The 24,996-nt window shown below is 71.2% G+C and carries 19 protein-coding genes; 14 read left to right on the forward strand and 5 right to left on the reverse strand.

Going from position 1 to position 24,996, the window contains the following annotated elements; all coding sequences use genetic code 11:
* Positions 1-2: 2 nt before the first annotated feature.
* Positions 3-1,670, forward strand: coding sequence for a type VI secretion system baseplate subunit TssF (locus D7Y15_RS01220; RefSeq protein ID WP_120574487.1), 1,668 nt, complete (start codon positions 3-5; stop codon positions 1,668-1,670).
* A gap of 1 nt (position 1,671) precedes the next feature.
* Here D7Y15_RS01220 and D7Y15_RS01225 read toward each other — a convergent pair whose 3' ends face one another.
* The 3 genes from D7Y15_RS01225 to D7Y15_RS01235 are packed head-to-tail and all read right to left on the reverse strand — an operon-like array spanning position 1,672 to position 4,768.
* On the reverse strand, positions 1,672-2,058 hold the full coding sequence (locus tag D7Y15_RS01225) for a DUF4280 domain-containing protein (RefSeq protein ID WP_120574488.1): 387 nt from the start codon (positions 2,056-2,058) through the stop codon (positions 1,672-1,674).
* On the reverse strand, positions 2,058-3,740 hold the full coding sequence (locus D7Y15_RS01230; protein WP_121751443.1) for an AMP-binding protein: 1,683 nt from the start codon (positions 3,738-3,740) through the stop codon (positions 2,058-2,060). Before D7Y15_RS01230 ends, D7Y15_RS01225 begins: the two co-directional genes overlap by 1 nt.
* Positions 3,737-4,768, reverse strand: coding sequence for a hypothetical protein (locus D7Y15_RS01235; protein ID WP_120574490.1), 1,032 nt, complete (start codon positions 4,766-4,768; stop codon positions 3,737-3,739). Before D7Y15_RS01235 ends, D7Y15_RS01230 begins: the two co-directional genes overlap by 4 nt.
* A 304-nt stretch (positions 4,769-5,072) precedes the next feature.
* Between D7Y15_RS01235 and D7Y15_RS01240 the strand changes: the two genes are divergently transcribed.
* Positions 5,073-6,224, forward strand: coding sequence for a hypothetical protein (locus tag D7Y15_RS01240; RefSeq protein WP_120574491.1), 1,152 nt, complete (start codon positions 5,073-5,075; stop codon positions 6,222-6,224).
* A gap of 75 nt (positions 6,225-6,299) precedes the next feature.
* On the opposite strand, the gene D7Y15_RS01245 is transcribed toward D7Y15_RS01240, so the two are convergent.
* Both D7Y15_RS01245 and D7Y15_RS01250 read right to left on the reverse strand, forming a co-directional pair.
* The gene (locus tag D7Y15_RS01245; RefSeq protein ID WP_158628980.1) at positions 6,300-8,621 is read right to left on the reverse strand and encodes a PAS domain S-box protein; all 2,322 of its coding nucleotides are present in this window, start codon (positions 8,619-8,621) and stop codon (positions 6,300-6,302) included.
* Between the two features lie 201 nt (positions 8,622-8,822).
* Positions 8,823-9,197 carry a DUF1622 domain-containing protein gene (locus tag D7Y15_RS01250; RefSeq protein ID WP_120574493.1) on the reverse strand — a complete coding sequence of 125 codons (375 nt, stop codon included), beginning with the start codon at positions 9,195-9,197 and terminating at the stop codon, positions 8,823-8,825.
* A 273-nt stretch (positions 9,198-9,470) separates the two neighbouring features.
* Here D7Y15_RS01250 and D7Y15_RS01255 point away from each other — a divergent pair, with 273 nt between their 5' ends.
* The 12 genes from D7Y15_RS01255 to D7Y15_RS44570 are packed head-to-tail and all read left to right on the forward strand — an operon-like array spanning position 9,471 to position 24,803.
* On the forward strand, positions 9,471-11,429 hold the full coding sequence (locus D7Y15_RS01255; protein ID WP_120574494.1) for a hypothetical protein: 1,959 nt from the start codon (positions 9,471-9,473) through the stop codon (positions 11,427-11,429).
* Between the two features lie 16 nt (positions 11,430-11,445).
* Positions 11,446-13,767: a phage tail sheath subtilisin-like domain-containing protein gene (locus tag D7Y15_RS01260; RefSeq protein ID WP_158628981.1), complete on the forward strand. Its 2,322-nt coding sequence runs from the start codon at positions 11,446-11,448 to the stop codon at positions 13,765-13,767.
* Complete coding sequence (locus D7Y15_RS01265; RefSeq protein ID WP_121751446.1) at positions 13,767-14,330, forward strand: phage tail protein; 564 nt, start codon at positions 13,767-13,769, stop codon at positions 14,328-14,330. The genes D7Y15_RS01260 and D7Y15_RS01265 overlap by 1 nt, the downstream gene beginning before the upstream one ends.
* A 24-nt stretch (positions 14,331-14,354) precedes the next feature.
* Entirely contained in the window at positions 14,355-14,846 is a 492-nt protein-coding gene (locus D7Y15_RS01270) for a phage tail protein (protein WP_120574497.1), read from the forward strand.
* A 1-nt stretch (position 14,847) separates the two neighbouring features.
* Entirely contained in the window at positions 14,848-15,723 is an 876-nt protein-coding gene (locus D7Y15_RS01275) for a hypothetical protein (protein ID WP_121751447.1), read from the forward strand.
* Between the two features lie 18 nt (positions 15,724-15,741).
* Positions 15,742-15,954: a hypothetical protein gene (locus D7Y15_RS44020; protein ID WP_126932725.1), complete on the forward strand. Its 213-nt coding sequence runs from the start codon at positions 15,742-15,744 to the stop codon at positions 15,952-15,954.
* Positions 15,951-16,679 carry a hypothetical protein gene (locus D7Y15_RS01280; protein WP_121751448.1) on the forward strand — a complete coding sequence of 243 codons (729 nt, stop codon included), beginning with the start codon at positions 15,951-15,953 and terminating at the stop codon, positions 16,677-16,679. The genes D7Y15_RS44020 and D7Y15_RS01280 overlap by 4 nt, the downstream gene beginning before the upstream one ends.
* A gap of 10 nt (positions 16,680-16,689) precedes the next feature.
* The gene (locus D7Y15_RS01285; RefSeq protein ID WP_120574501.1) at positions 16,690-16,968 is read left to right on the forward strand and encodes a LysM domain-containing protein; all 279 of its coding nucleotides are present in this window, start codon (positions 16,690-16,692) and stop codon (positions 16,966-16,968) included.
* A complete protein-coding gene (locus tag D7Y15_RS01290) occupies positions 16,968-18,155 on the forward strand; it encodes a phage late control D family protein (protein ID WP_121751449.1) in 1,188 nt (395 codons plus the stop codon). The genes D7Y15_RS01285 and D7Y15_RS01290 overlap by 1 nt, the downstream gene beginning before the upstream one ends.
* On the forward strand, positions 18,155-18,529 hold the full coding sequence (locus D7Y15_RS01295; RefSeq protein ID WP_121751450.1) for a GPW/gp25 family protein: 375 nt from the start codon (positions 18,155-18,157) through the stop codon (positions 18,527-18,529). Before D7Y15_RS01290 ends, D7Y15_RS01295 begins: the two co-directional genes overlap by 1 nt.
* Entirely contained in the window at positions 18,526-22,293 is a 3,768-nt protein-coding gene (locus D7Y15_RS01300) for a baseplate J/gp47 family protein (RefSeq protein WP_121751451.1), read from the forward strand. Before D7Y15_RS01295 ends, D7Y15_RS01300 begins: the two co-directional genes overlap by 4 nt.
* The gene (locus D7Y15_RS44570; RefSeq protein ID WP_158628982.1) at positions 22,290-24,803 is read left to right on the forward strand and encodes a hypothetical protein; all 2,514 of its coding nucleotides are present in this window, start codon (positions 22,290-22,292) and stop codon (positions 24,801-24,803) included. The genes D7Y15_RS01300 and D7Y15_RS44570 overlap by 4 nt, the downstream gene beginning before the upstream one ends.
* Positions 24,804-24,996: the final 193 nt, after the last annotated feature.

A 24,996-nucleotide genomic window follows, 5' to 3' on the forward strand; every position in this document is an offset into this window, starting at 1 on the left:
CCATGCGGATGGATGAAGCGCTCTACGCGTCGTTCCTGGAGGAGCTCCAGGCGCTGGAGAAGTTCCGCCTGGGCTACACGGCCCTGCACCCATCCGCGCCGCTGGACGGCGAGGACGCGGACGTGCGGCGGCTCACGGAGGCCATGGCCCTGTTCACCGCGCGCACGCGACGGGCGGGGCAGCGCGCGTTGGAGCGGAGCACGCTGCGGTTGTTCCAGCAGCACTTCGCCTACCTGCTCAATCCCATTCCCGCCATGGCCATGTTCCGCGCGGAGCCGGACGCGCGCTTCGTGGACGCCGCGGAGCTGCCCCGGGGCACGCCCTTCCTCCTCAACCCGGGCCTGGGCGGCGGTCCCACCGGGCCGCTCTCCCTTCGCACGCTGGCCCCGCTGCGGCTGTTGCCCGTGCGGCTCACCCAGGCGCGGCTGGAGCGACAGGGCGAGGACGGCGCGCTCCTGCGGCTCGTCTTCGAGGGCGGCTTCCCCCGCAACGACTCACCGGGCGAGGTGCGGCTGCACATCAACCACCTCAACGACTTCCGTGCGTCCCTGGCGGTGTTCTTCCAGCTGAAGGGCGCCGTGCGCTCCGCCACCGTGAGCTTCGATGACGAGGCGATGGAGCACGAGGTGAAGCCCTTCGACGCGCACTCGGGCCCGGTGCGCTTCGGCGCGCCCCGGCCGGTGGCGGCGGATGGCGAGGCGTCCGAACACCCGCTGCAGCGGCTGCGGCAGTTGCTGCACTTCCCGCAGCAGGAGCTGTTCCTGGAGGCCCGCATCCCGCCGGCCCCCCGCAACTGGCAGGGCTTCACCCTGACGCTGCGCCTGACGGGCCGCTGGCCGTCGGAGCTGGTGGTGGGGCCGGACTCGTTCGTGGCGCACGCGGTGCCGGTGGTGAACCTGCAGCGCGCCATGGCGGCACCCGTGGAGCACGACGGCACGAAGGAGCGGCACGCGGTGCAGCACCCGGATTCGTCCATGGGCTTCCGGCTGAACACGGCCACGGGCGTGTACCAGCTGACTCCGAAGGGCATGGTGCCCCTGCGCCCTGGCGCCATCTCCGGAGGCGCGGACACGTACGAGCTGGAGCACGAAGGTCAGGGCCTGGCGCGCACGTCGTGGCTGGCGCTGGACATGCCGGAGGCGTTCCTCAAGCCGGTGCGGCTGGGCGTGGACGGCCTGTGGCACCAGCCGCTGCCGCCGCGCTTCGATGCTCGGGGCTACCGGCCGGTGCTGGCGGACCGCTTCCTGGAAGGCGTGCCGTGGAGCCTGGTGGGCGCGGTGGCGCCCGGCGGGGACAACCCGGTGGAGCACGGGCAGCAGGCCCTGTTGCAGCTGCTGGCGCTGCGCACGCAGCGGTTCCTGGGGCGCGAGGACCTGCTGTTCCTCCTGGAGGTGCTGGGCGTGCGGACGCAGCGGCACTTCAGGGACCTGCTGCCGTCCCTCACGGAGGTGTCCGTGAAGTCCAAGCCCTTCGCCCGGAGCGCCGCGGGCTTCAAGTACGTGTACCAGCTGGGCTTCGGGCCCATGGACGCGTCGCTGCTGCCGCTGGTGGACCTGTTGTGCGGCCGGCTGGTGGAGCTGTTCGCCGTCTGGAGCGCGGAGGACGTGGTGGAGCTGGAGGTGCGCCTGCCCCAGCGGGAGGCGCCCCTTCGCTACGTGCCCCTGCCGTGAGTCACTTCACCTGCGTCTTCGTCTGGCCGGGCACGTTGATCTTGATCATGCCGCCGTAAGCGCAGGTGCACATGGACTTGTCGGTGAGCGCGGGCTTGCCTTTGATCAGCACCGTGGGCGAGCCCGGCGTCCAGGGCGCGGGGAGCATGGGCATGCACGGCATGGGCGTGAGGGCGCCCATCGCGGCGGCGGTGGCGGCGGCCACGGTGGGGTTGGCCATGGACTGGCACATGCCGAAGGGCGGCACGTTCATGCCCGGGATGTTGTCCATGATGGTGGCCGCCGGCGCGGTGGCGTTCACCTGGTTGACGGGCGGCACCGACAGCGTGGAGGGCGCCAGACCGAAGCTGCACTGGAGCATGGCTCCGGACACGACCTGGATTCCCATCAGCGTGACTCCACCCGGGCGCGCAGTGACGTGAGCGCCTGGAACAAGGGGTCCCCCGCCTTCAGCTTCAGGGAGCCCGTGAGGTACTGCGAACGGCACCACTCCTCGTCCACCGGTCCGTCCTGCTTGCCGTCCAGGCGCCGCGCGTGAAGCGCGAAGCGCTCGATGCGGTCCGGCAGCGCGTCCGCGCCCAGGGCCTGTTCGATGCGGCGGCGCACGTCCGCTTCGCTGACCTCCACGCCGGGGGGCAGGTCGCCGGTGAAGACGAGCAGCACGCTGCGATACGCGCCCGCCATGCCGCTCACCGGCACGGCCAGCCCCACCGCGTCCAGCCGGGGGCCAGGGGGCTCGCGCAGCGCGTCCGCGGCCTCCGTGAAGAGGAACACCCGGCCCTCGCGCCGGGGCTCGCGCACGCCGAAGTGGTGGTACTGGCCGCGCACCCGCGTCAGGACGACGTGCGCGGGCGGCCGTCCGGCCTCCGGCAGCGGAGTGAAGAGCCCTGTGTCTCCCGGGGCGTCCTGCCCGCTGTCGGTGAAGTCGCGCAGCGCCCAGGCGCGCCCGGGCGCGGGGGAGATGTCCGTGTGCACGTCCGCCGCCACGCGCCGGTGCGAGCACAGCACCGCGCCTCCCCACGCCGGGTCCACGCACACGTTGCCGCCGGGCACGCTGGCCAGCCCACAGGCCTTGAGCGCGTCGCGCCACGCGTGGAAGTCGAAGGGCGCCTGCGGATCCCTGAACCACAGGCCCACGTTCTTGAGCGGCAGGCGCGCGCGCGCCACCAGGTCGCGCACGGCGGGCGTGAGGCCCAGGGCGCGCACGGGGTGTTCAGTCAGCAGCGCGGGAGAGACGTCCAGGTCCGCGGGCTCCACGTGCAGGTACGTCGCGCCGCGCAGGAGCGTGGTGAAGTACAGCGCAGGCAGGTGCTGGAGCGGGTGGAAGCCCGGCGCCGCCAGGTGGTCCCCCGGGTTCAGGCCGAAGGTCAGCAGCCCGTCCACCAGCGCGCTCCGCCACGCGTCCCCGGCGGTGAGCGGCACGGGCACGTCGCTGGGGTTGGCCAGGGGAGAGAAGAGCAGGCCCACTGGCTCCGTCGGCTTGTACGTGTACGACGCGAGCGCGGGCGGCACCTGCGTCTGCATCGGCAGGAGCCGCGCGGCGTGCTTGCCCAGGAGCGGCGCCTGGTGAGGCTCGGCGGCGATGTGCTGGGGCGCGAGCGCGTCCAGCCGGCGCGCCACGAAGGCGCGGGCTCCGGGCGGCAGGAGGCTCACGCACGCGCCCAGGCCCAGCGCGGCGCACAGCGACACCATCAGCTCCGGGCCCGGCGGCAGCATCAGGCACAGCTTCGCGCCCGGCTTCACGCCCAACCCCGCCCAGGCGGTGGCCCGCCGCGTGGCCTGCTCCTGGAGCTGGCGGTAGCTCAGCGTGCGCCAGCCCTGCGTCCGCGAGTACGAGCGCAGCGCGATGCGGTCCGTGGTGGCGTGGCGGGCCACCAGGTCGTGGAAGAAGTCGTGGTGCTGGCCGGTGCGGCTCTTGAAGGGCGTGCTCCGGCCGGCGTGGATGGGGGCCATCGCGGCGGCGAAGCCGTCCGGATCCTCCCAGCTTCGCGCGAGCCACGCGGGCACGCTGTCCGGAGGCGGCTGGGTGCCGTCGAACGCGGCGAGCACGATGCGTGGCTCGAAGGTCATGGCGAGGACTGGGGCGCGGGTTCAGGGGGGAGCAGCTCGCGGGTGGGCACCGGCTCCACGCTCGTGTCCGGGACGTACTCCGGCTGCTTCTGGAACTCCTCCAGGCGCAGCTGGGGCACGGGCTCCGGGAGCACCTCCATCCGGGGAGGAGGCTCCTGGCGGAACGACACGCCCAGGAGCACCCGGGCGATGGGCGTGCCCGGGGTGCGTCCCAGGCCGGGCCCGGCGAGCGCGTGCAGCTCCAGGCCCTCCGACAGCGGGATGCGCCCGCCGCCGAGCACCTCCACCGCGGGCTGGTTCATGTCCGACGCGAAGGCGGCCTTCACCGCCAGCTCGCCGCGCAGCCCCTGGCCGGCCGTCGTCAACCCGGCGCCCAGGCGGACCTCCAGCATCTGCCCGGAGGCGCCCGGCGCGGAGAGCGGAATGCGCGAGCGCAGCAGCACGCCGGCCTCCAGCGCGGGCTTGAGGAACCCCACCTGCGTGCCCATGGCGGCCAGGGCGCGCACGCGGATGCCCGCGTCCCGGCCCAGCACCGCCGCGCTGCCGATGGGCAGCCCCACGCCCAGGTCCATGGAGAGGTCCACGGGGTGTTCGTCCCGGCGCGACAAGAGCCCCAGGCGCGCCTGTATCTCCGGGGTGCCCAGGCCCTGCGAGGCCAGCGGCGTCAGGCCCAGGGGCGCTGGATCATCCCCCTGCTGCCACAACACCACGGGCACCTGCGCGCCCACCTCCAGCCACGGCAGCACCCCGTAGCTGCCCGCCAGGACGGAGGACGCGCGGTTGCGCACGGCCTCCAGGCGGCGCTCGCCGTTGAGGAGCACGAGCGGCAGCCGCTGGTACTGGCCCACCAGCCCCAGGCTCATGCCGCCGGGCACCAGCAGTTCGCCGTTGCGCATCACCGCGGTTCCCCGGCCGGGATTGATCTCCAGGTGCTCCAATTCGAAGCCGGGCAGGGCGGACTGGGCCCAGGCGGGCAGGGCGCCCAGCAGGAGCCCCGCGACGAGGGCTCTGTGTACCGACAAGGACATGGGTGGGGCGCTCCGGCCTGCTTCCGTGAAACCCGGTGGCGGGTTCCTTCACGCCGTCATCATACAGAGACATAGCGATGAAAACAGTCTCGCCCCTCGCCTGGATGTTTCAGGGAGTGGGTCCGGGGCACCCTGCCCCCCAGGGTCGTTGACCCGCCGGGTCCTGGAGCCGCTGCGGCGATGTCTGGATGATGGGGCTTCCCATGCTTCGACGGCGGCTCCCGCTTCGCGGCTCGGGCCGGTCAGCGACCTGCTGGAACGGACATGGGGCCTTCGTTCCCAATCCCTGAAGGAAAGCCAGACAATGAGTCTTCTGGATGGACAACCGGGCGGCCTGGATCCGCTGCATGCGGATGTTATCACCGTGAGCACGCTGCTGGGTTTTCTCGCCACGCGAGTGGAGCTCCTGCAACCCGTCACCCTCCACTTCGAGTACGAGCCAGGCCCTACGCGAAGGACGCACGAAGCGGTGGTCCGCCGCCTGGATCAAGCCCTTTATTCAGCGGGCTTCGATTCGGGCGGCATCGGTGGCATCAAGGCTCAGGCGACCGAGCCCTACAACCCCCAGGATCCCAGGACCACGAGTGGCATTGCCATCACAGGGCGTCCCGGAGGGGCGGCGTCGGACGACAAGCACCGGCCCATGAGGGGCCTCAGCTCCATGGCGTTCGCGCAAGATCTTCTCCTGGGCTCGCGCCAGCAAGGCGCGGTGACCACCCAGGAGCGTGGCGCGTACTACGGCGTGGTGGATGACCCCGTCACGGAACAGGTGCGCATGGTTTCCACCGTCCGGAGACTCATCGACTACAACGGTCACGAGGGCAGACGGTGGAGTGCGCAGACGCAGTATCAGGGGGTGATCCGTGCCGGCCCGAATCCAGTCCTGGATCCGTCCTGGGGCTCCTTCGAGCGCGCAAACCTCATCCGTGGCTGGTCGGGCGATCGCATGGTGGTGGGGTATTGCCATGGGATGAACTGGGCAATCCAGCACTGCAAGCTGATTGGACCGTGGACCACTCCGTACGAGGTCGCGGTGGGGAACGCCACCACGAAGCTGGCCTCATGCTTCGGCTGCACGACGTTCATGTACGCGACAGGATATCCGCCCAGCGCAATCCATCTTGGCCGGGCGGAGTCGTGGGTCCCCCTTCCCACCACGCTGAAGGACAATCCAGACTTCAACTTCAGCGAAGACACGCGCATGATCCAGGGGTTGAATGATCTGTGGGCGAGAGATGTGGCGTCATATCTGGAGTTGGGGGCCGATATCGTGGCCGGCGCCGGTGTGTTCGAACAGGGCGTGAGGGACGTCGCGCGTCAGTTGTTGATGCAGGTCAAGTCGCGCATCAGCACCCATGGCAAGAGGGACGCCGCGAACCTGTTCCTTGATGCCCTGACTGTGCATGACTCGGAGACGAACCGGCTCGTGCGAGCACTCAAGAAGCCTCTGGTCTAGCAGGCGTGCGCGCAGCGGCAGGAGTTGGAGCTGCCGCCGCGCCTCCGGCGTGGTGCTGGGTGGGGGTGTATGGAGTCAGCCCAGGGGCAGCTCCACGACGAAGGTCGCGCCGTGGCCGGGCTGGCTCTCCACGCGCAGGGTGCCGTGGTGGGCTTCGACAATCTGTCTGGTGATGAAGAGGCCCAATCCCAGACCGCCGTAATGCCGTGTCGACACGGCGCGGGTGAATTTCTCGAAGATGGCCTGGAGGCTCCCCGGCGAGATGCCGATGCCTTCGTCCCTCACGCTCAGCCTCGCCCGGCCGTGGACCTGCTCCACGCGAATCGTCACCGGGTGGCCCGAGCCGTACTTCAGCGCGTTGGACAGCAGGCTGCTCGCCACCTGTTCCAGCCGGTGGCGGTCCCAGCGGCCCACGACACCGGGTGTCTCGTGGACGATGAGCTCGCAGCCCGCCTTCCCCGCCTGGGCCTGGAAGCGCTCCACCGCGTCGCGCACCACGTCCGCCAGGTCCACGTCCTCCAGTTGCAGCGGTGCGGAGGGGCCCGTGAGCTGCGTCACCTCCAGCAGGTCGTTGATGAGCGTGGTCATCTTCCTTATCTGCCCGGAGACGGTCTCCGCCGTCTTCACCACGCGCTCCCGCAGCGACTCCAGCGTCTGTTCCGCCTGCGCGTCCCTGACCAGGGATTGGAGCTTGAGCTGCAACGGCGTCAGCGGCGTCTTCAATTCATGCGACGCTACCGTCAGGAATTCGTCCCGGAGCGACACGGCGTGCTGGAGCTGGGCCTGTGTCTTTCTCAGCTCGGTGACGTCCTGGAGCGCCAGGAGGACCGCCTCCGGATGGCCGTGCTGGGCGGGCAGGGTGCCCGCCTCCACCAGCAAGGCGTAATGCCCCGTGGGCGTGTGCCAGACGACCGGCTCCGCGTGCACGGGATTGCCCCTCGCCGCGCGGATGCCGGGGATCTCCTCCATGGTCAGCTCGCGGCCCGCTTCGTCCGTGAAGCGGTGCGCGCCGCCCCTGTAGCTCTCCTCCCGCAGGCCCCCGGGGAAATCACCGCCGGCCATCTGCCGGGCCGCCTGGTTCGCGAAGATGATGCGGCCGGTCACGGGCTCCACCAGGATGATGGCCACGGGCGTCCGGTCCAGCATCGCCTCCAGCCACTGCTGCTGGTTCCTCAGGGACGCGGCGGACTCCTCCAGCTTCTTCCGGGCCTCCACCCGAACCGTCACGTCGACGGCGAACGACAGCACGGAGTCCACCTGGCCCCGCACGTCGCGCAGCGGCTGGTACGCCACGTCGAACTGCCGCGTCGACCGGGCCCCGTCGCCCTGGAAGTCGGCGGTGACCGGGACCTCTTTTTCGATGAACGCCTCGCCCTGGCGATAGGCCTTCTCCAAGAGCCGCGAGTACTCGACCCCCCGTTCGCTTTCGACGTCCTTGATGGAGGTGCCCAACAGGTCCGCGCCTCCCGACAGCACCTTGTAGAGGGGGTTCACCAGCGTGAAGACCTGCCGCTCGCCGGAGAGGATGGCGATGGACGCCGGGGCGCTGGTCAGCACGGAGCGCAGCCGCGCGCGCTCGTTCTCCACCTGGGCCTCCGCGTGCTTGCGCTCGGTGATGTCCTCCGCCGTGGACACCCACTCCCGGATGACACCCTGCTCTCCGAACACGGGCACCGCCCGGCCCACGACGTCCCGGTAGCCCCCCGCGTGGAAGCGCAGGCGGAACTCACCCCGGTAGGACGCCTTCGTGCGCAGGGACTCCACCCAGCTGCGCACCACGCGCTTGCGGTCGTCCGGATGGATGGCCGAAAGCCAGCCCAGTCCCAGGTGCTCCGCGTGCGTCTGGCCCGTGAAGGCCAGCCAGCGCGGCGCGGGCTCCACCACCTCGCCCCGGGCGTTGGTGGACCACACCGGCTGCGACATGGCCTCCACCAGTGAGCGGTAGCGCTGCTCGCTGGCCTGGAGCGCGTCGTGGGCCCTGCGCTGTTCGGTGACCTCCGACACGATGACGCCGATGCCCAGCAACACGCCGGCGTTGGTGCGCACCGGGTAGTAGCTGACGAGGAAGTGGCGCTCCATGCCCACCTCCTTCGAGGTGGCGCCCACCACCTCTATCGTCTGCGCGCTCCCTCCCTCCAGGATGCGCTGATACTGGGGACGGAGGGTGGGCCACATCTCCGGGACGATGTCCTGCACCTTGCGCCCCAGGTGCGCGGCGCGCGGGAGGCCATTCATGGCGGCGAGCGCGTCGTTGACCTGGACGAAGCGCTGCTCCATGTCCACCACCGCGAGGCCCACCGGCGTGCTCGCCACCAGCGTCTCGAGGAGCAGCCGGGAATGCGCGTCGGAGAGGGTCTCGATGGTGTCCGGGTCGAAGCTTGCGCTGGGGCTCTCCACGCGCGCCTCCTTTGACCCCGGCCCTTCCCGGCGAGCTTGGAGGCAGGGCCCCGTGACGCCGCTTCCCACCATGGGAGTGGCCTGACTTGGAGAGTGTGCATCCTCGACCCCGGTGGGCAATCCACACCGGTCCGGAGGCGCGGCTGCCGCCTGGTCGGCACCCAATGACAGACAGGCAGCGGGCCGGGCCCTCCCATGGGCTTATGCACGCGGAGGGCCGGGCGCATCCTCGTCAACTGGCTTGGATTGCCAGGGCCAGCGCCTGTCGATCTCCACCTCCAGGGTGAAGCTGAGGAAGGTCCGGATGAGGACGATGAGGCCCAGGATGAGCACCTGCCGCAGCGAGGGCGCCCCCGCGACCGTGCGGATGATGTCCGCCGCCACGAGCAGCTCCAGTCCCAGCAGGATGGCGCGGCCCAGGTAGTGGCGAAGCTGCCGGTACGCCTCCCCCCGCCGCGGTCCCCGCACGTCCTGGAGGACGAGCGCCACGGACACCACCGTTCCCACCACCATCACGCCCACGCCCGAGGCGTCGAACAATTGGGCGGCCAGGGCCACCAGATCCTCGAATCGCATCCACCGCTCCCCCTCCGGCAAAGGTGGTTTGCGACGCAGCGGACAGCCACCGCGATCCACCCTCCCCTCGGGATGGGAGGCCCGTCGGAATAGACACACAAAATATCAAAGCAATACATGCGTGCAGTGTTGACGGCGGCTGGGCTCCTGATTCATTGTCGCCGCCCTTCGCGTGTCACAGCGGGAGTCGGGCGGTTTCCGAGGGGTGCCGGGGGGTGCCGTGACGCAGCAGTTTGAAGCCAGACATGACATTGCCCTGGAGGGTCGTTTCGCGTGATTCGCGAGATCCTCAGCGGACTGCTTTGGCAGGGCCGGGTGGCCTTGCGCAGCGGCGACGTGCGCGTCTTCGCCGCGCATGGCTACGTGGATGAAGGCTACCGGCCTTCGCGCGTGCCATTCCTCTCCGTTGTTGGCCCGCTGGGCTTGTTCCCCGAACCCGAGCGAGAGAACGGGCGCACGGGCGTCGCCACCTTCCGTGTGCCGGGCCACCTTGTCGGCAGGCCTCGCGCTTCCGCGGACAGCGTGCCGCCCAATGGCTCGCTCCAGCTGCGCCTGGATGGCCGCGCCACCGTCACCCTCACGGGGTTGCCGGGCGGCTCGTTTTCTTCCACCGCGACGGGCCCCGCGCTCGCTGACGCCATCAACGCGCGGCTGGCGGATGCGCTCACCGGTGGACTCTTCCAGGAGCCCACGGGCGCGCCGCTCACGGACCCGTTGCTGCTGGAGGCGCTCGCTGGCGTCATCGCGCGCTGGGACGTGGAGGGGAGCCGGCTCGCGATCAGCTCCGACGCGGGCATCCCCTCCATGGAGTTCCGCTCCAGCGTGGAGGTGCTGCCCGTCGCTGGTGGCATCGAGGGCCCTCTGGGCCTGGAGCCTCCGGAGCGCTCTCTAGAGGGCAGGGTGTTCCTCAGCAAGATCCGCGCGCCCAAGGCCATGGCTATCGACGTGCAGGTGGACCTGTGGGCGGGCTCGCAGGTGGACCTGGCGTCCATCATGGACACGGTGGCGCTCTCCATCCCCACGCGCGGACAGCTGGTGCTGCGCCCGTCGCTGCTGGCCGAGGATGTGCCCGAAGGCGCCACGACGGTCCGCCTGCTGACGCGCGGCGAGCCCACCACGGCCCTGTCCCTGGTGCACCTGGAGGCCAGCGATCAGAACCTGGAGCGCGCGCGCGGCGGACGCGTGGACCTGACGCCCGGCGCGTCCTTCCTTCCTGCCGCCGAGGGCCTGCGCCTGTCCGGCACCGGCACCGCCTCCGTCCTCGTCTACCCGATGCCCGCCGTGCCCGACCCCTTCCACGCCGACAATCCGGCCCCGGACGGGCTGGCGCTGTCGGTGGGGCTGCGCGTCGCCGCTGGCGCCGTGGCCGCGCAGTCGTTGCCGGTGGCCGTGCTGATGGCGCAGGGGCAGCCCGTGCTGCGGCTCATCGTCCGCTACGAGCAGGTGGACACCCGGCCCATGGGCGAGGTGGTGGCCACCGCGACGCTGGCGCAGGCCACCGGGACGCAGGTCGCGGAGACGCGCTGGCGGCTTCCGGTGGAGCGGCTGGAGGCCGGCGTGGTGCTGCACGCGCGGCTGGAGGCGGGGGAGGGCGTGGTGTGGCTGTCGGCGGACGGGGTGCCGCAGCCGCTCCAGGACGCGGAGGCCACCCCCGCGCCGCCCGTCGCCGCGCCGGGCGTCACCGTCGCCGCGAGCGACATGGTGCTCACGCTGGGCGCGCAAGCGGGCACGCCGCTGGATTTCACCGTGGACCACGTGCACCTGGTGGCGGAGCCCGTGGGGCCGTTGGATCCGGCGCTGCGCCGCTCCGTCACGGCGGCCTCGCGCCTCAAGCCCGGCGACGTGGTGGTGCTGGGCTCGAGCGACGACGGCTACCGCGTGGGCAAGCAGCGCTTCCAGGCGCTGGTGCTGGGGCTGGATGGCGACCGCGTGACGCTCAGTCGCCCCGTGGAGGGCGCCTGGGCCCGGGGCCGCACGCTCGTGTTCCAGGAGGAGTGCTTCTTCTTCCAGACGCAGCTGCGCCGCCGCGACGACCTCTTGAACCACCTGTACCGCTGCTGCGTGGATTACCGGGTCTCCGCGCTGATGGACGAGCCGAACGCGCGCAGCACCGCCCGCCTCGTCGAGACGCCGCGGGTGGATCTCATCGCGCGCGGTGCTGCGCGAGGCGCCAGCGGCCATCCGGGAACATCTGTCACCGAAGTCGATACCGCCAGGCGCGGGACCATCTGAAACCAGGAGGATGAACGTGGCTGAGCGACTGCATCCGGGCGTCTATGTCGAGGAGATCAGTGCCGGTGCGCGCCCCATTGAAGGGGTGGGCACGTCCACGGCGGCGTTCGTCGGACGCACGGCGCGAGGCATCCCGGCCCTGGCCTCGTTCGTCACCGGCTTCGCCGAGTACGAGCGGGCCTTTGGCGGACACGAGCCCGGGGAGGCGGGGCTCGTCGCGCAGGCGGTGGAGGCCTTCTTCGATTCGGGCGGGCGGCGCGCCTACGTCGTGCGCGTGCTGCCCTCCGACGCGGTGGGCGGCGTGTCCACGCCCCTGGTCGCGAGAGCGGGCGGCAGCCTCAACGCCCTCACGTTCCTGGCGCGGGGCGCGGGCGAGTGGTCCGACTACCTCCGCGTCAACGTGAGCGACTCCCTCAACTTCCCCAGCGAGGCGTTCCGCGTGGAGGTGATGTGGACGGAGGCCGGGGCCACGCGCCGCCTGGAGACGTTCGAGGACGTGCGCATGGACCCGTCCAGCGAGGACTATGTCGGCGACCGCATCAACGACATCTCCCGCTACCTCCGCGTGCGCGACGAGTTCCAGGTGGCGCTCGCCGCGAGGGCACCCGGCGCGGTGCTCGTCCCGGGCGTGCCTCCCCGGCTCAAGGCCGCCGTGCTGGCCAGCACGAAGTACAGCCTCTATGACGGCGGCAAGCTCCAGGTCTCCGCCTGGGACGAGGCCCAGCCGGACCTGCCCCGCACGACGCTGGACGTCTCCATCACCCAGGCCCTGGTGGTGGCCGCCGTGCCGGCCGCCGCGTTCGTCAACGGCCGAGTGCAGCTGACCGCCACGGAGCTCAAGGCCTTCCTCACCCAGGCCGTCACCGCGGCGGGTCTCACCAACACCTTCGTCATCGGCGGCACGGACTCGCCGGAGATTTCGCTGAAGGTGGCCACCGGGCCCACGCTCACCATCCCCAAGCCCACGGGCGCGACGTACGACCTGGACCCGGAGGACGCGAAGGTCACCGTGGGCTCGCCGAGCGGCACCACGGTGGTGCCCATCCCCATCCTGGCGGTGGACAAGGGCGCGGTGACGCCCGCGGAGTTGAACCACTCGCTGAGCGTGGCGCTGGTCGGCAAGGTCGCGTCGGTGGTGACGGATGCGCAGGGCAACACCGTCATCACGGGCCTGGCCACGGCGGCGGGCACCTCCACGCTGTCGCTCTCCGCCACCGGCTTCACCGGCACCGCCGCCGCCGGCACGGCGGGCACGAGCGCGGAGTCCTTCGACGGGCTCCAGCTCTCCATCAGCGAAACGCTCCAGCCCACGGTGCCCACCATGCTCCGGCAGCTGGGCTTCGCGCCGCGCGCACGTGGCTACTCCGATGATTCGCCCGCGAACCCGGTGGTGCGGCCGTCTTCTGTGACGAACCTGCGCCTCCTGGGCGGCGACGACGGCGCGGGCCTCCTGGACACGTCCGACTTCGCGGGCGACGCGAAGCTGCGCACGGGCCTGCACGCGCTGGACACGGAGGAGGTCAACATCGTGGCGCTGCCCGGCAAGAACGAGGTGTCGTTCATCGCCGCGGGCGTCGCGTACTGCGACAACCGGGGCGACTGCTTCTTCCTCGCGGACGGCCCCGGCGGCGTGGACAAGGACTTCGCGGTGGTGCCGGACGACGCGAAGCAGTTCGTGGAGGGGTTGCCCTCACGCTCGAAGAACTCGGCCATGTTCTACCCGTGGATCCGCGTGGCGGACTCCGTGGGCGTGGGCCGCAACCCCACGCGGCTGGTGCCGCCGTCCGGCCACGTGGCGGGCCTCTTCGCGCGCACGGATACCACGCGTGGCGTCTGGAAGGCGCCCGCCGGCATCGAGGCGTCCCTCGCCAATGCGCTGGGCCTCCAGTACCCCGTCATCGACGCGGAGCAGGACCAGCTCAACCCGGCGAGCCTCAACTGCCTGCGCCAGTTCCCCGGCGTGGGGCTGGTGTCGTGGGGCTCGCGGACGCTGTCGCCGGACCCGGAGTGGCGCTACATCCCGGTGCGCCGCACCGCTCTCTTCCTCAAGGAGTCGCTGAGGCGCGGCCTGATGTGGGCGGTGTTCGAGCCCAACGACGAAGAGCTCTGGGGCCGCATCCGCGTCGCCATCGAGTCCTTCATGCTGGGGCTGTTCCGGCAGGGCGCGTTCCAGGGCAGCACGCCGGAAGAGGCCTTCAGCGTCGTCTGCGACCGGAGCACCAACCCGCAGGAGAACGTGGACGCGGGCATCGTCACCGCGCAGGTGGCCTTCGCGCCGCTGAAGCCCGCGGAGTTCGTGGTCATCGAAATCAGCCAGAAGAGCCTGCTGGCGGCCTGATGCCCACGCCCGTCCCCGCCAACGCCCGCAACCCGCTGCGGACCTTCCAATTCCGGCTCCGGATGAGCACGTCCGCGGCCGGCGACTACGTGGCGGGAGTGCGCACCGTGTCCGGCCTGTCCGTCAGCGTGGGCGCCTATGAGACGTGGGAGGGCGGCAACAACCTGCACCGCTACGCGCAGCCCCACAAGGTGAACTGGGAGCCGCTCGTGCTGGAGCAGGGGCTGGCGCTGGACGACACGCTGGAGCGCTGGGCGCGCGCGGTGCTGGAGTTCGCGCGCACCGGCAAGGCGCCCGGCGAGCCGGTGAAGCGCGACCTCTTCATCGACGTGTGGGACGCCTACGCGCACCCCACGGACGTGCCGCCTCCCGGAGGCATGGAGGCGCGCATCCGCAGCTTCCACGTGCACAACGCGTGGGTGAGCAAGCTCCACGCCCTGCCCAAGCTGGACGCCATGGCGGGCGAGGTGGCGCTCCTGACGCTGGAGCTCACCCACGAGGGCTGGGAGCCGGTGCCCCGGCCCGTGCTGTCCATGCCCGCGACGAGCCTCCCGACGCCCTGACGTCCCCATTCGAGGAGTGAAGCCATGCCCCGATTCGTCGAATCCACGAAGCGTGACCCGTACCGCAACTTCAACTTCCGCGTGCTCTTCAACAACATCGAGGTGGCCGCGTGCCGGAAGATTTCCGGCATCACCGGCACCGTGGAGGTGGTGAAGTTCCGCTCCGGCAACAGCCCGTCCTCCGTGGACGAGCTGTCCCCGGGCCGGGTGCACTACGAGCCCCTCACGCTGGAGGCGGGCCTCACCCAGGACACGACGTTCCGGGACTGGGCCACCCAGCTCATCCGCCATGAAGCCACGCCCGGATTCCGCTCGGCGGAGCCGGACTTCCGGCGCACCGTGGAGATCCTCGTCTTCGACCTGGACTTCAACCGCGCGGTGAAGAAGTTCGTGCTGCGCAACGCGTGGGTCTCGAAGTTCACCGCGATGTCGGAGCTGGCCGCGGAGGCGAACGAGATCCTCATCGAGTCCCTGGAGGTCCAGCACGAGGGCTTCACGCTGGAGCCGGTGGTCTGACGTGCTCCTGGAACCTCCCATCCCGGTGCTGCTGCCGCACGGCCTCTTCGACGAGGACGGCCGCTGTCACCGCCAGGGCGAGCTGCGCCCGCTCACCGGCCGCGAGGAGTGGGCGCTGGCCCAGGCCGGAGAGCGTCCCGGCCCGCGCGAGGTGAGCGGGTGGCTGGCGGCGTGTCTGGGACGGTTGGGGGATTACTCGCGCGTGGACGCGGAGCTGGCGGCCTGCCTCACGCGCGGAGACCGGCACCACCTGGCGCTGCACCTGCGGGCCCGGATGTACGGGGACCGCGCGACGCTGGTGGCGCGCTGCCCCGCGCCTGGATGCGAGGCGATGGCGGACGTGGATGTGCGGCTCTCCGCGCTCTCGCCGGAGCGGGTGGACGCGGCGCCGGAGGTGCTCACCGTGGCGCTGCCGGAGGGACGGGCGGAGGTGCGCGAGCCCACGGGCGAGGACGACGCGCTGCTCGCGGAAGTGCATGGAACGCGGGCGGAGCGATCCGCGCTCTTGTGGTCGCGGCTGGTGGTGGTGGACGGGCAGACGCTGACGCCATCCGCGTGGTTGGCGCTGCCCGCGCGCTCACGGCACGCGGTGGCGCTGGCGTTGGCGGACGGCACGAGCGCTCCGGACCTGGGGCTGCTGGCGCGCTGTCCGAAGTGCTCCGCGTGGTTGGAGCTGGAGCTGGATCCGTTCTCGCTGCTGGCTCGCGAGCTGCGGGGCGGCGCGGCGCGATTGGAGACGGAGGTGCACGTGCTGGCCTTCCACTACCACTGGTCGGAGGCGGACATCCTGGCCCTGCCGCGGGCCCGGCGGTGGCGCTACCTGGAGCTGCTTCGCAACGAGTTGGAAGGCCGTCCGCTCGTGGATGGCTGGAGCTGACGAGAGGACGCGCACGCCATGGCCCCACCCCCGGTGCAAGGACAGGTCGGACTCACCCGTCGCGAGATGGAGCGTGAGCTCGCGTGGATGCTGCGCAGCGTCCCGGACAACCCCAAGGAGTTCGTGAAGCTGTTCACCCAGACGGTGGTGGCGCTGATGGACAAGAACAACGAAGCCATTGCCCGGAGCCTCGCTCAGCGCGAGCCGCCCGGCGCTCGGGGCAACGGATGACGCGCAACCTGGACCCGACGCTCATCGCGTTCGATCAGCAGCTCCAGAAGGGCATGCTGGTGACGCTGCCGCCGTCGTCCGCCGACCCGAAGGCCGAGTCGGGCGTGATCGCGCTGCGCTTCCAGTACAACCCGGAGACGGTGACGCGCACGCGCGCGGGCCAGTGGGAGACGAAGCCCGGCAAGACGCCCGAGCAGACCAAGATCCTCACCGACGGTCAGCGCGGCGGCGGCCTGCACGCCAAGAGCGAGACCATTGCCCTGAAGCTCGTCTTCGACGTGACGGAGGCGCTGCTGCGCGACACGAAGGGGGAGGGCATCCAGGGCGTGCTGCCGGAGCTGGCCATGCTGGAGGGCATGGCGCTGGGCAAGGACCAGACGGGGGACGAGGAGAAGAAGCCCGCGACGAAGCTCGTCTCGCTCAACCCCACGGAGCTGCTCTTGATGCTGGGGCCGCGCACCTTCCCGGTGGTCATCACGGGGATGACCATCGTGGAGCAGCGCTTCGACCCGGCGTTGTTCCCGCTGCGCGCGGAGGTGGACCTGCGCATGCGCATCCTGGAGGTGGGGGAGAACGCGGCGAACAGCAAGGTGGAGCAGGCGTTCGCGAACCTGCGCGACCAGCGCCTGCGGATGGAGGACCTGGCGGCGGTGAAGGGCGCGGACGCGAGCACCCTCATCGCGCAGGCCCTGGCGCCGCAGGTGAAGCTCAACGGGGCGAGCTGAAGAGACGGCCATGAGCGACCCTTCCTCGCGACACAAGGACCTGCCGACGTACGCGGTGCCGCTGGGCCCGGAGGGCGCCACGGTGTCGCTGTACGTGCCCCGCGTGGCGCCGAGCGTGCCCACGTCCCTGTTGCACAAGGTGGTGGCGGGGGACCGGTTGGACCTGCTCGCGCAGCGCTACTTCAGCGACCCGTATCAGGCGTGGCGCATCGTGGACGCCAACCCCACCTTCGAGCCCGAGGCGCTCCTGGAGCCGGGAACGGTGCTGTTCATCCCGGAGAAACCCTGATGGCGGATCAGCGCGCGGCGTTCCTCCAGCTGTGGATCGACGGGCAGCCCATGACGGACGCCCGCGGCAGGGTGTCGCGTCTGGAGGTGGACGAGCGCACCGACGACGCGTCCTCCTTCCACCTGTCCCTGGACATGGCTCCCACGAACTCGGGGGACTGGGACGCGCTGGCGGACGGGCGCTTCGCGCTGCTCAAGCGCGTCACCATCAGCTTCGGGCTGGGCGCTCCGGACAGCGAGGCGCCGGACGTACAGGACGTGGTGTTCGACGGCTACATCACCGCGGTGGAGCCGTACTTCGGCCCCTCCCGCATGCCGGACTCGTCGCTGGAGGTGTACGGGCTGGACGCGTCGTGCCTGATGCACCTGGAGGAGCGCACGCGCTCGTTCAGCGGGCTGTCCGACGCGGGCATCGTGCGGCAGCTGTACGGTGAATACGGCTTCGCGCTGGACGTGCAGGAGACTGCGCCCGTGCGCGACCCGGCGCGGGCGGTGGTGCTCCAGCGCGGCACGGATGCGTCGCTCCTCCGGTGGCTCGCGCGGCGCAACGGCTTCGAGGTCTTCGTGGAGCGCAAGCAGGGGCCGGTGGGCGCGGGCGCCAACGCGGCGCCGGAGAGCGTGGGCCACTTCCACCTGCCCCGGCCAAATGGTCCGAAGCAGCCGGACCTGTCGCTCATTCCTCGCTCCACGCCGACCGTCATTGAGCTCAAGGCGCGCTGGGAGAGCCACCGCCCCACGGAGCTGCATGGCGAGCACATCGACGAGCGGACGCGGCGGATCCGCTCCGCCACGGTGACGGCGCCTCGCTTCCCGCGCATGGGGCCCACGAGCCGAGCGGACATCCTGAAGGCGCGCATGGCGGCGGTGCTGCCGAAGCGGCCCCAGACGAAGGCAGTGGGCCTGCAGTACGTGGACGTGCCGCACGACGTGCCGGAGGTGGAGAACCTGGCGTGGTCGGACTACCGCGAGGCGGACTGGCTCGCGGAGGCGAACGGCACGGTGCAGGGCCTGCGCTACGAGCGCATCCTTCGCGCCCGGCGTCCGGTAGGGCTCGTGGGGGCGGGCAAGCTGATGGATGGCACCTGGTACGTGCGCGGCGCTCGGCACCGCTGGGTGTGGGCGGAGGCGCTGGCCCGCTACGAAGTGGACGTGGACCTGGCGCGCGACGCGCTCAACGGGGTGGCGTGATGGGGCGCGGCCTGAACTTCCCCTTCCAGTTGGGAGACCTGGGCACTCCGCGCACGGTGGGTCCCTCGCAGGTCATCCGCCAGCAGTTGGAGCAGTTGCTCTTCACGCTGCCCGGGGAGCGGGTGAACCGGCCGCGCTTCGGATGCGGCGTGCAGCGAATGGTGTTCGGCGCCGCGAGCCCGGAGGCCGCCGCCACGGCCGAGTACATCATCCGCCTCAACGTGCAGGAGTTCATGCGCGACCAGGTGCGCCTGGACGCGGTGAAGGTGAGCGCCGAGGACGCGACGCTCTACGTGGACATCCTCTACACGCTGCTGGCGACGGGCGAGGAACACGCGGAGTTGTTCCGCCGGGACCTGGAGGCGCCGCCGTGAGCGCGCGGGTCCTGACATTGCCGCTGGAGGAGTCGCTCGCGGAGGCACAGGCCGCGTTGGAGACCACTCCGCCGGGCGAGGTGGAGTGGGTGCTGCCCGTGGGCGAGGGCGTGCTCACCACGAACTTCGTCATCGGCACGCCCGCGCACGCGCTGCGGCTCACGGGCGGTCCGGGCGTGACGCTGAAGCTCGACGGCGGGACGCTCGAAGTCACGGGGCTCGTCACCGGATTGTCGGGCGTGACGGTGGTGGCGGTGGACGCCGGGCTGGTCCTCCTGGGGGCGCGGGTGGAGGTGTCGGACGTCACGGTGAGCGCCACGGCGTCGGGGGATTGCGCGGCGATGAGCGTGGAGACGCCGGACGGCACGGTGGTCATCGACTCGCTCACGGTGACGCAGGCGAAGGGCGAGGTGGCGACGGGGCTCCGGTTGCTGGCGACGGAGGCCCGCGTCACGGGCCTGTCCGTGGACGGCGTGAGGGCCACGGTGGGGGATGCCTTCGGCGTGCGGGCGGTCTGCCAGCGTTCGCAGTGGGCGGACGTGGCGGTGCGCAACGTCATGGGCATGGAGACGGGCGTGGGCCTGGAGCTGGCGGGCTTCACCCGTGCGGACCTGTCCGGGCTCACGGTGTCGCAGGTCTCCGGGCCGAACGCGACCGGAGCGCGGGTGCTGGTGGCTCGGGAGGAGGGCGAGGGCCTGTCCATGGTGGACGTGTCCGTGAGCGAGGTGGATGCGTTCGGGGTGCAGTGGAGCATCGGGCTCTTGGTGGCCTCGGCGGGCGTGCTCCAGGTGCGTGGCTTCACCGTGCAGCGGGTACAGGGCGGGTTCCCGATGGGCGTGCTCGCATTGGGTGGGCGGAGCATCGAAGTGGCCATGGGCCAGGTGGAGGATGTCTCCGCCGGAACGCGCGCCACGGGCATGCGGGTGCTGGGGGGACCTTCGCTGGAGCCGGTGGTGGTTCGTGACGTGGAGGTGAGCCGTGTGTCAGCGGCGCCTGTTCCGGTGTCCGCGCAGCCCGAAGCGTCCTGGTCGGACTGGCTCATCGCCGCGTTGGATGCACTGTCTGCTTCGGTCGTGGGGCCGCTGACGCTGCCTGCGTTTCCCACCGATGCGGACGTCGTGGGACTGCACGTGGCCGCGCCGCTGGGTGGCCTGGAGCCGGTGCTGGACGTGGGCACGCCGGGGGAGATCGCCGTCGAGGACTGCTCCCTCTTCGTCATCACCGGCACCGCGTTGCAACTGGAGGGCGGACTGCGCACGGCGCTGGTGCGACGCACCGAGGCCTGGACGTCGGTGCACGCGGGCTGGCTCCAGGCGGAACAGCTGTTGCTCGCGCAGCTCACCTGGCACCGGCATGCGCATGGGCTGCGGCTGGGGCCCGGGGAGATTCGCGCCTACGACTCGCTCTTCACGGCCATCGTGGGCGCGCCGTTCGTGCTGGAGCCGGACGCGGAGCTGTCCGCCTCTCCCGCGCTGTTCGCTCAGGGCGCGGCCCCGCCGTTCCTGGAGGTGGGGCCACTGCCGTATCGGACGCCGGGGACTCCGGAGATTCCTCCGGTGTTGCTCACTGGCGGCCTGCCGCCCCCGGAGACCGTGGACCTGCGGCTGGTTCCGGATGCTGCCATCTCGCGGGCGGCCGTGCCGGTTCCGGGCGATGGTCCTCGCGACCCGCCGCCATTCATTGGCGCGTGGGCTCCGGACGTCGTGCCAGGCTGTGACGTGAGGGATCCGCAGCCGCGCCCGTGGCTCGCGGCCCCGGAGCGTCCGGCGCCTGGCGCGCTGGTGGACTACCAGGCTCGCGATGCGCAGTCGTTGCTGGCGGTGATGCTGGAGCGGGCTCGCACGGTGATGTCGCCGTGGGAGGACCGGGGGCCCGCGGACTTCACGACCATGTTGCTGGAGGCCGTGGCCGCGCAGCTGGACTCGCTGGCGTACCAGCAGGAGCGCGCGGTGGTGGAGGGCTTCCTGGAGGACGCCCGGTTGCGGCGCTCCGTGGAGGACCACGCGCGCGGACTGGATTACGTGCCGGATCCGGGGCTCTCCGCCACGGTGATGCTGCGGTTCCGATTGGATCCGGAGGCGCTCGCGGCGCTGGTGAAGGCACGGCTGGAGGAACTGAATCTGTCGGTGCTTCCGCCCGGCACCACCGCGCTGGAGTTCCTCACCGGTGGCGGCGTGCTGGAGATTCCCGCTGAAACGCTGGTGGCGAATGTCTCCACGGACGAGCACTCGCTGGTGTTCGTCACTGAGTCGCCCCTGTCGTACTTCCCCCGGCTGGAGACCGTGACGCTCGCGGAGTCCGTGCAGCTGGGGGACACGGGCGCGACACTCGCGGGGCTGTACCCGGAGCTGGAGCCCGGCCGGTGGCTGATCCTCTACCGGGGCCGCGGCGAGAGCGGGCACGTGGTGCGAGTGACGTCTGTAGCGCTCGCCACCGATACGACCTTCGTCGGGTGGGATCCCCGCAGGTTCGCGCCGGAGGTGTTCCTGGCGCCGGGAGACCCCGCACCCGGGCCTCGCGCGACGGTGCTGGGCAACGTGGTGCCCGCGCATCACGGGCTGCCGGTGACGCCGCTTCCAGAGGGCTTCGAGGCGGACTCGGCGGAGCCCTTCGCGCGCAGCCTCGCGCAGTGGCGTGCGTTGTTGTCCCCGGTCGTGGACGGCAGCGAGGAGCGTGAGTTCGCCCTGCCGTTCCATCCGGTCAGCGTCCAGGCCTTCGGGTATCCACTGCCGGAGGAGACGTCGCGGCGCGGGACGCCCCAGCTCCAGGTGAGCGTGGAGGACGACCCCTGGACGCTGGTGGACGACCTGTCCATCCAGGGGCCGGGGGATGAGGTGTTCGTGCTGCGCGCGACCCCCACGGGTGGCGCCAGCCTGCGCTGGGGCGACGGCGTCAACGGCGCCGTGCTTCCGCCCCGGGAGACGACGCTGGGACTGTCGCTGCGCGTGGGGTTGGGGACGGTGGCCAACGTGGGGGAGGGCGTGCTCACGCGGTTGCTCCAGGTGCCGTTGGATCCGCAGCGCTCCGCGTCCGCGGGCGAGCTGCTGGCCCAATCGATGGACGACGTGCGCGCGTTGGTGCGCGTGGACAACCCGCTGCCCGCGGTGGAGGGACGCGACGCGGAGTCGCTCGACTCCATTCGCTACCGCGCACCGGCGGGTGTGTCGCAGCCGCTGTCCGCCGTCACGGTCGACGACTACGTGCGGATGCTCCAGCAGATGCCGGAGGTGGCGGGGGCCTCGGCGCGCGCCGTGGACCGGGACCTGCGCACGGTCATCCGCGTGACGGTGTTGCTGCGCGACGAGGACACGCTCGACCGCGACGAGCTGCTGCGCCGATGGGCGGGGGTGCGCAGTCGCCTGGAGGAAATCCGCCTGCTGGGCGTGGACGTGGAAGCGCTGCCGCCCAAATGGGTGCCGCTCGACTTGGACCTGGAGGTGGATGCCTCGCCGCATGCGCAGGCCGACCAGGTGCGCGACGCGGTGGTGGGCGCCATCGCTGGGGACGGCGGCCTGTTGGATCCGGACCGCTCTGGCCTGAACGGCGATGTGCAGCTCGCGGACCTGTACCAGGCGGTGCTGCGCGTCCCGGGCGTGACGGCGGTGCGGGTGAAGCGCTTCCGCCGGCTGGAGCCACAATCGCAGGAGCGGCTGGAGGCGGGCGTCATTCCCATTGGACCCGACGAGGTGGCCACTGCTCGGGGTGGTTACTGGCCGGGTTCGGAAGGCGTCCTCACCGTGCAGGTGTGCGGAGGGCTGCGATGAGCCGCGTTCCCTCCACGCACCAGGCGCTGACGCATGAGCAGCTCCGCACCCGGCTGGGCGAGTCGGCGCGCACCGTCTTCACCCGGCTGGACGAGGCGCCCACGTGGAATCCGCTCGCGTACGCGGCGCCATCGTCGGTGGACCTGGGGCGGGGGCTGCTGGACAGCGTGGCGCTCGCGCTGCACGTGCTGTGGACGTATCAGCAGGCGTGGGCGGAGGAGAGCTTCCTCGCCACCGCGCGGCTGGAGGACTCCGTCTCCAAGCTGCTCGGGCACATCGGTTATCGGCCGAGTCCGGGCACCGCGGCGGTGGGGCTCCAGCACTTCCGCTGCAAGGCGAACGTGCGCGGCACGCTGTCGCCGGGAACGGCGGTGAATTCAGCGGCGGAGGGGGAAGAAACCGCCGCCGTGTTCGAGACGCTCGCGCCGCTGCGCCTGCTGCCGGAGCTCAACGAACTGCGTGCGTTCCTGCCTCCTCCGGTTGGAGCGGGGACAGGAACTGGAACCGGGACGGGGACGGGAACAGGTGGAGGCACGGGGACGGGTGGAACGGGTGGGGGAACCGGTGCGCCTTCAGGCGAGGCGGGTGAGCCCGGGGCTCCTGCTCCCACGGGCGGCATCTTCGGGCCCGGCTCGGTGGTCGCGGGGCTCCAGGATCGCATCGAGGTGCAGCGCCACGGGCCGCTGGAGGAACGGCAGGTGGCTCGCGCCAAGCAGGATGCTCGCAAGCTGGCGTCGTTGATGAAGACGCTGGACCTGGGCGGGGATGCGGCGTGCAAGAGCACGCTGGACGCGCTCTGCGAACAACTGTGCGAGGCCCAGAAGGTCGTGGCGCAGGCGGTGCCTCCGCCCGGCCGTCCCGTGGGCGCGTTGTCCGAGTCGCAGGAGATCCTAGCCCGCCAGCTCCGCAACCTGCAGAAGCGGCAGGCGGACGCACTGGCCGCGTTGGAGGAGGCGCTGGCCCCGTGCGCGGACGAGGACCCGACCGTGCACGCGGTCCGGTTGGACAAGATGGTCACGTTCCTGGATGCCTTCGTGAACAGCCTCATCCAGGAGGCGCGGGATCAACTCGTCATCCTCAAGGGCAGTGAGGCGCTGAATCGGGCGGACCAGGCCTTCGGCGCGGACGCGGGAGTGGCCCGGCCGTTGGGCGTGGCGGCATCCGGTACGGACTCCCTCTACCTGCTGCCGCTGACGGATGCCTCCGGGCTCACTTCACAGGAGCCGCCGGTGCGGCCAGGAGACTGGTTCGTGCTGGCGGAGGACGTGGAGCGTCTGGGCCCTGGAGGAGCGAAGGGCACGGAGCGGATCTACCGCGAAGCACTGCGAGTGCTGCGCGTCCGCACGGAGGTTCCGCCCGGTCAGCGCACGCCGATGACGCAGGTGACGTTCCAGCCGCCGCTGTCGCGCGCGTACGCGTTGGACGGCGTGGTGCTGCTGGGAAACAACATGCTCGTCAGCGAGGGCTCCACTGTGGAGGAGGTCGCCGTTCCCGCGTTGGATCTGCGCACGGTGTCACTGCTGCATGAGCCGGTGACCTGGTTGCGTGATCCGAGCCGCGCGGGAGGCCGCCGGCCGGAGGTGTCCCTGACGGTGGGGGGACGCGCGTGGCATCCGGTGGATTCGTTGTTGGACGCCGCGCCTGATGAGCTGGCCTTCTCGGTGGAGTCGCTGCCGGCCGGGGCCGCGCGGCTGCGCTTCGGGGAAGGGGACCACGGTTCGGCGTTGCCCCTGGGCGCGGAGGTGCGGGTCCGCTACCGGGTTGGCAGAGGGACAGGTGGCAACCGGGCCGCGCTGCGGCTGCTGGCGATGGCGAGCCCGCATCCCTGCGTGGAGAAGACGTTCAACCCGCTGCCGCTGGCCGGAGGAACGGATCCGGAGGCACCAGCGCTGGCGCGCGTGCGAGGGCCCGCCACGGTGGGCGCGATGGACCGCGCCGTGTCGCTCTCGGACGTGCAGGCGCTGACGTTGGTGTTCGACGGCGTGCACCGCGCGAACGTGTTCCGGGATGGCGTGCGCCGCCGTTCGTTGAAGGTGGTGGTGGCCGGGCCGGAAGGAGCAGCCCTGGGCGCAGCCGATCTGGAAGCACTCCACGCGCATCTGGCGGCACGGGTGGCGCCGAAGGTGGAGCTGAACCTGATCAACCGGCAGCGTGTGGAAGTGCGGCTGCGGGTGCTGCTGCGCGTGGTGAAGGGGGCGGATCCGGTCGCGGTGCTTCAAGAGACGCGCCTGCGGCTGGGCGTGGACCGAGACCCGGAGCGTGAGCCTGGTCTGCTGGATCCGGATCGCGTGGAGCTGGGACAGGACCTGCAGTTGTCGGACGTGTACGGCGCGCTCGCGGAGATCACGGGCCTGCGCTCGGTGGTGGTGCAGCGGCTGCATCGCGAAGGCACGCCGCCAGCCCTCTTCGAGCGCATCGTCACCGCTCCCGGCGAGCTGCTGGCCTGGGCCCCGCCGTCTGGAGAAAGCGATGGCGTCGCGCTCACCTACGAGGAGGCCCAGGACCTATGAGCCCCGCCTCGACGCGCCCGACCGGCCCCCGCCCCAGGCCCGCGGACAAGGGGTCAGTCTCCGTGGCTGAGAAAGAGGGAACCCTGCGGGGACTCCCGGCTGCGGCGCACCGCAAGAACCTGTCCGACAGTCGGACAGGATTGGAGGACCGAGGCCGGGGACCTCCGCGCCCGCCGCGCAGTGAAAACCTGTC

The sequence above is a fragment of the Corallococcus sp. AB030 genome, from assembly GCF_003668965.1.
GTDB classification, from domain to species: Bacteria; Myxococcota; Myxococcia; order Myxococcales; family Myxococcaceae; genus Corallococcus; species Corallococcus exiguus.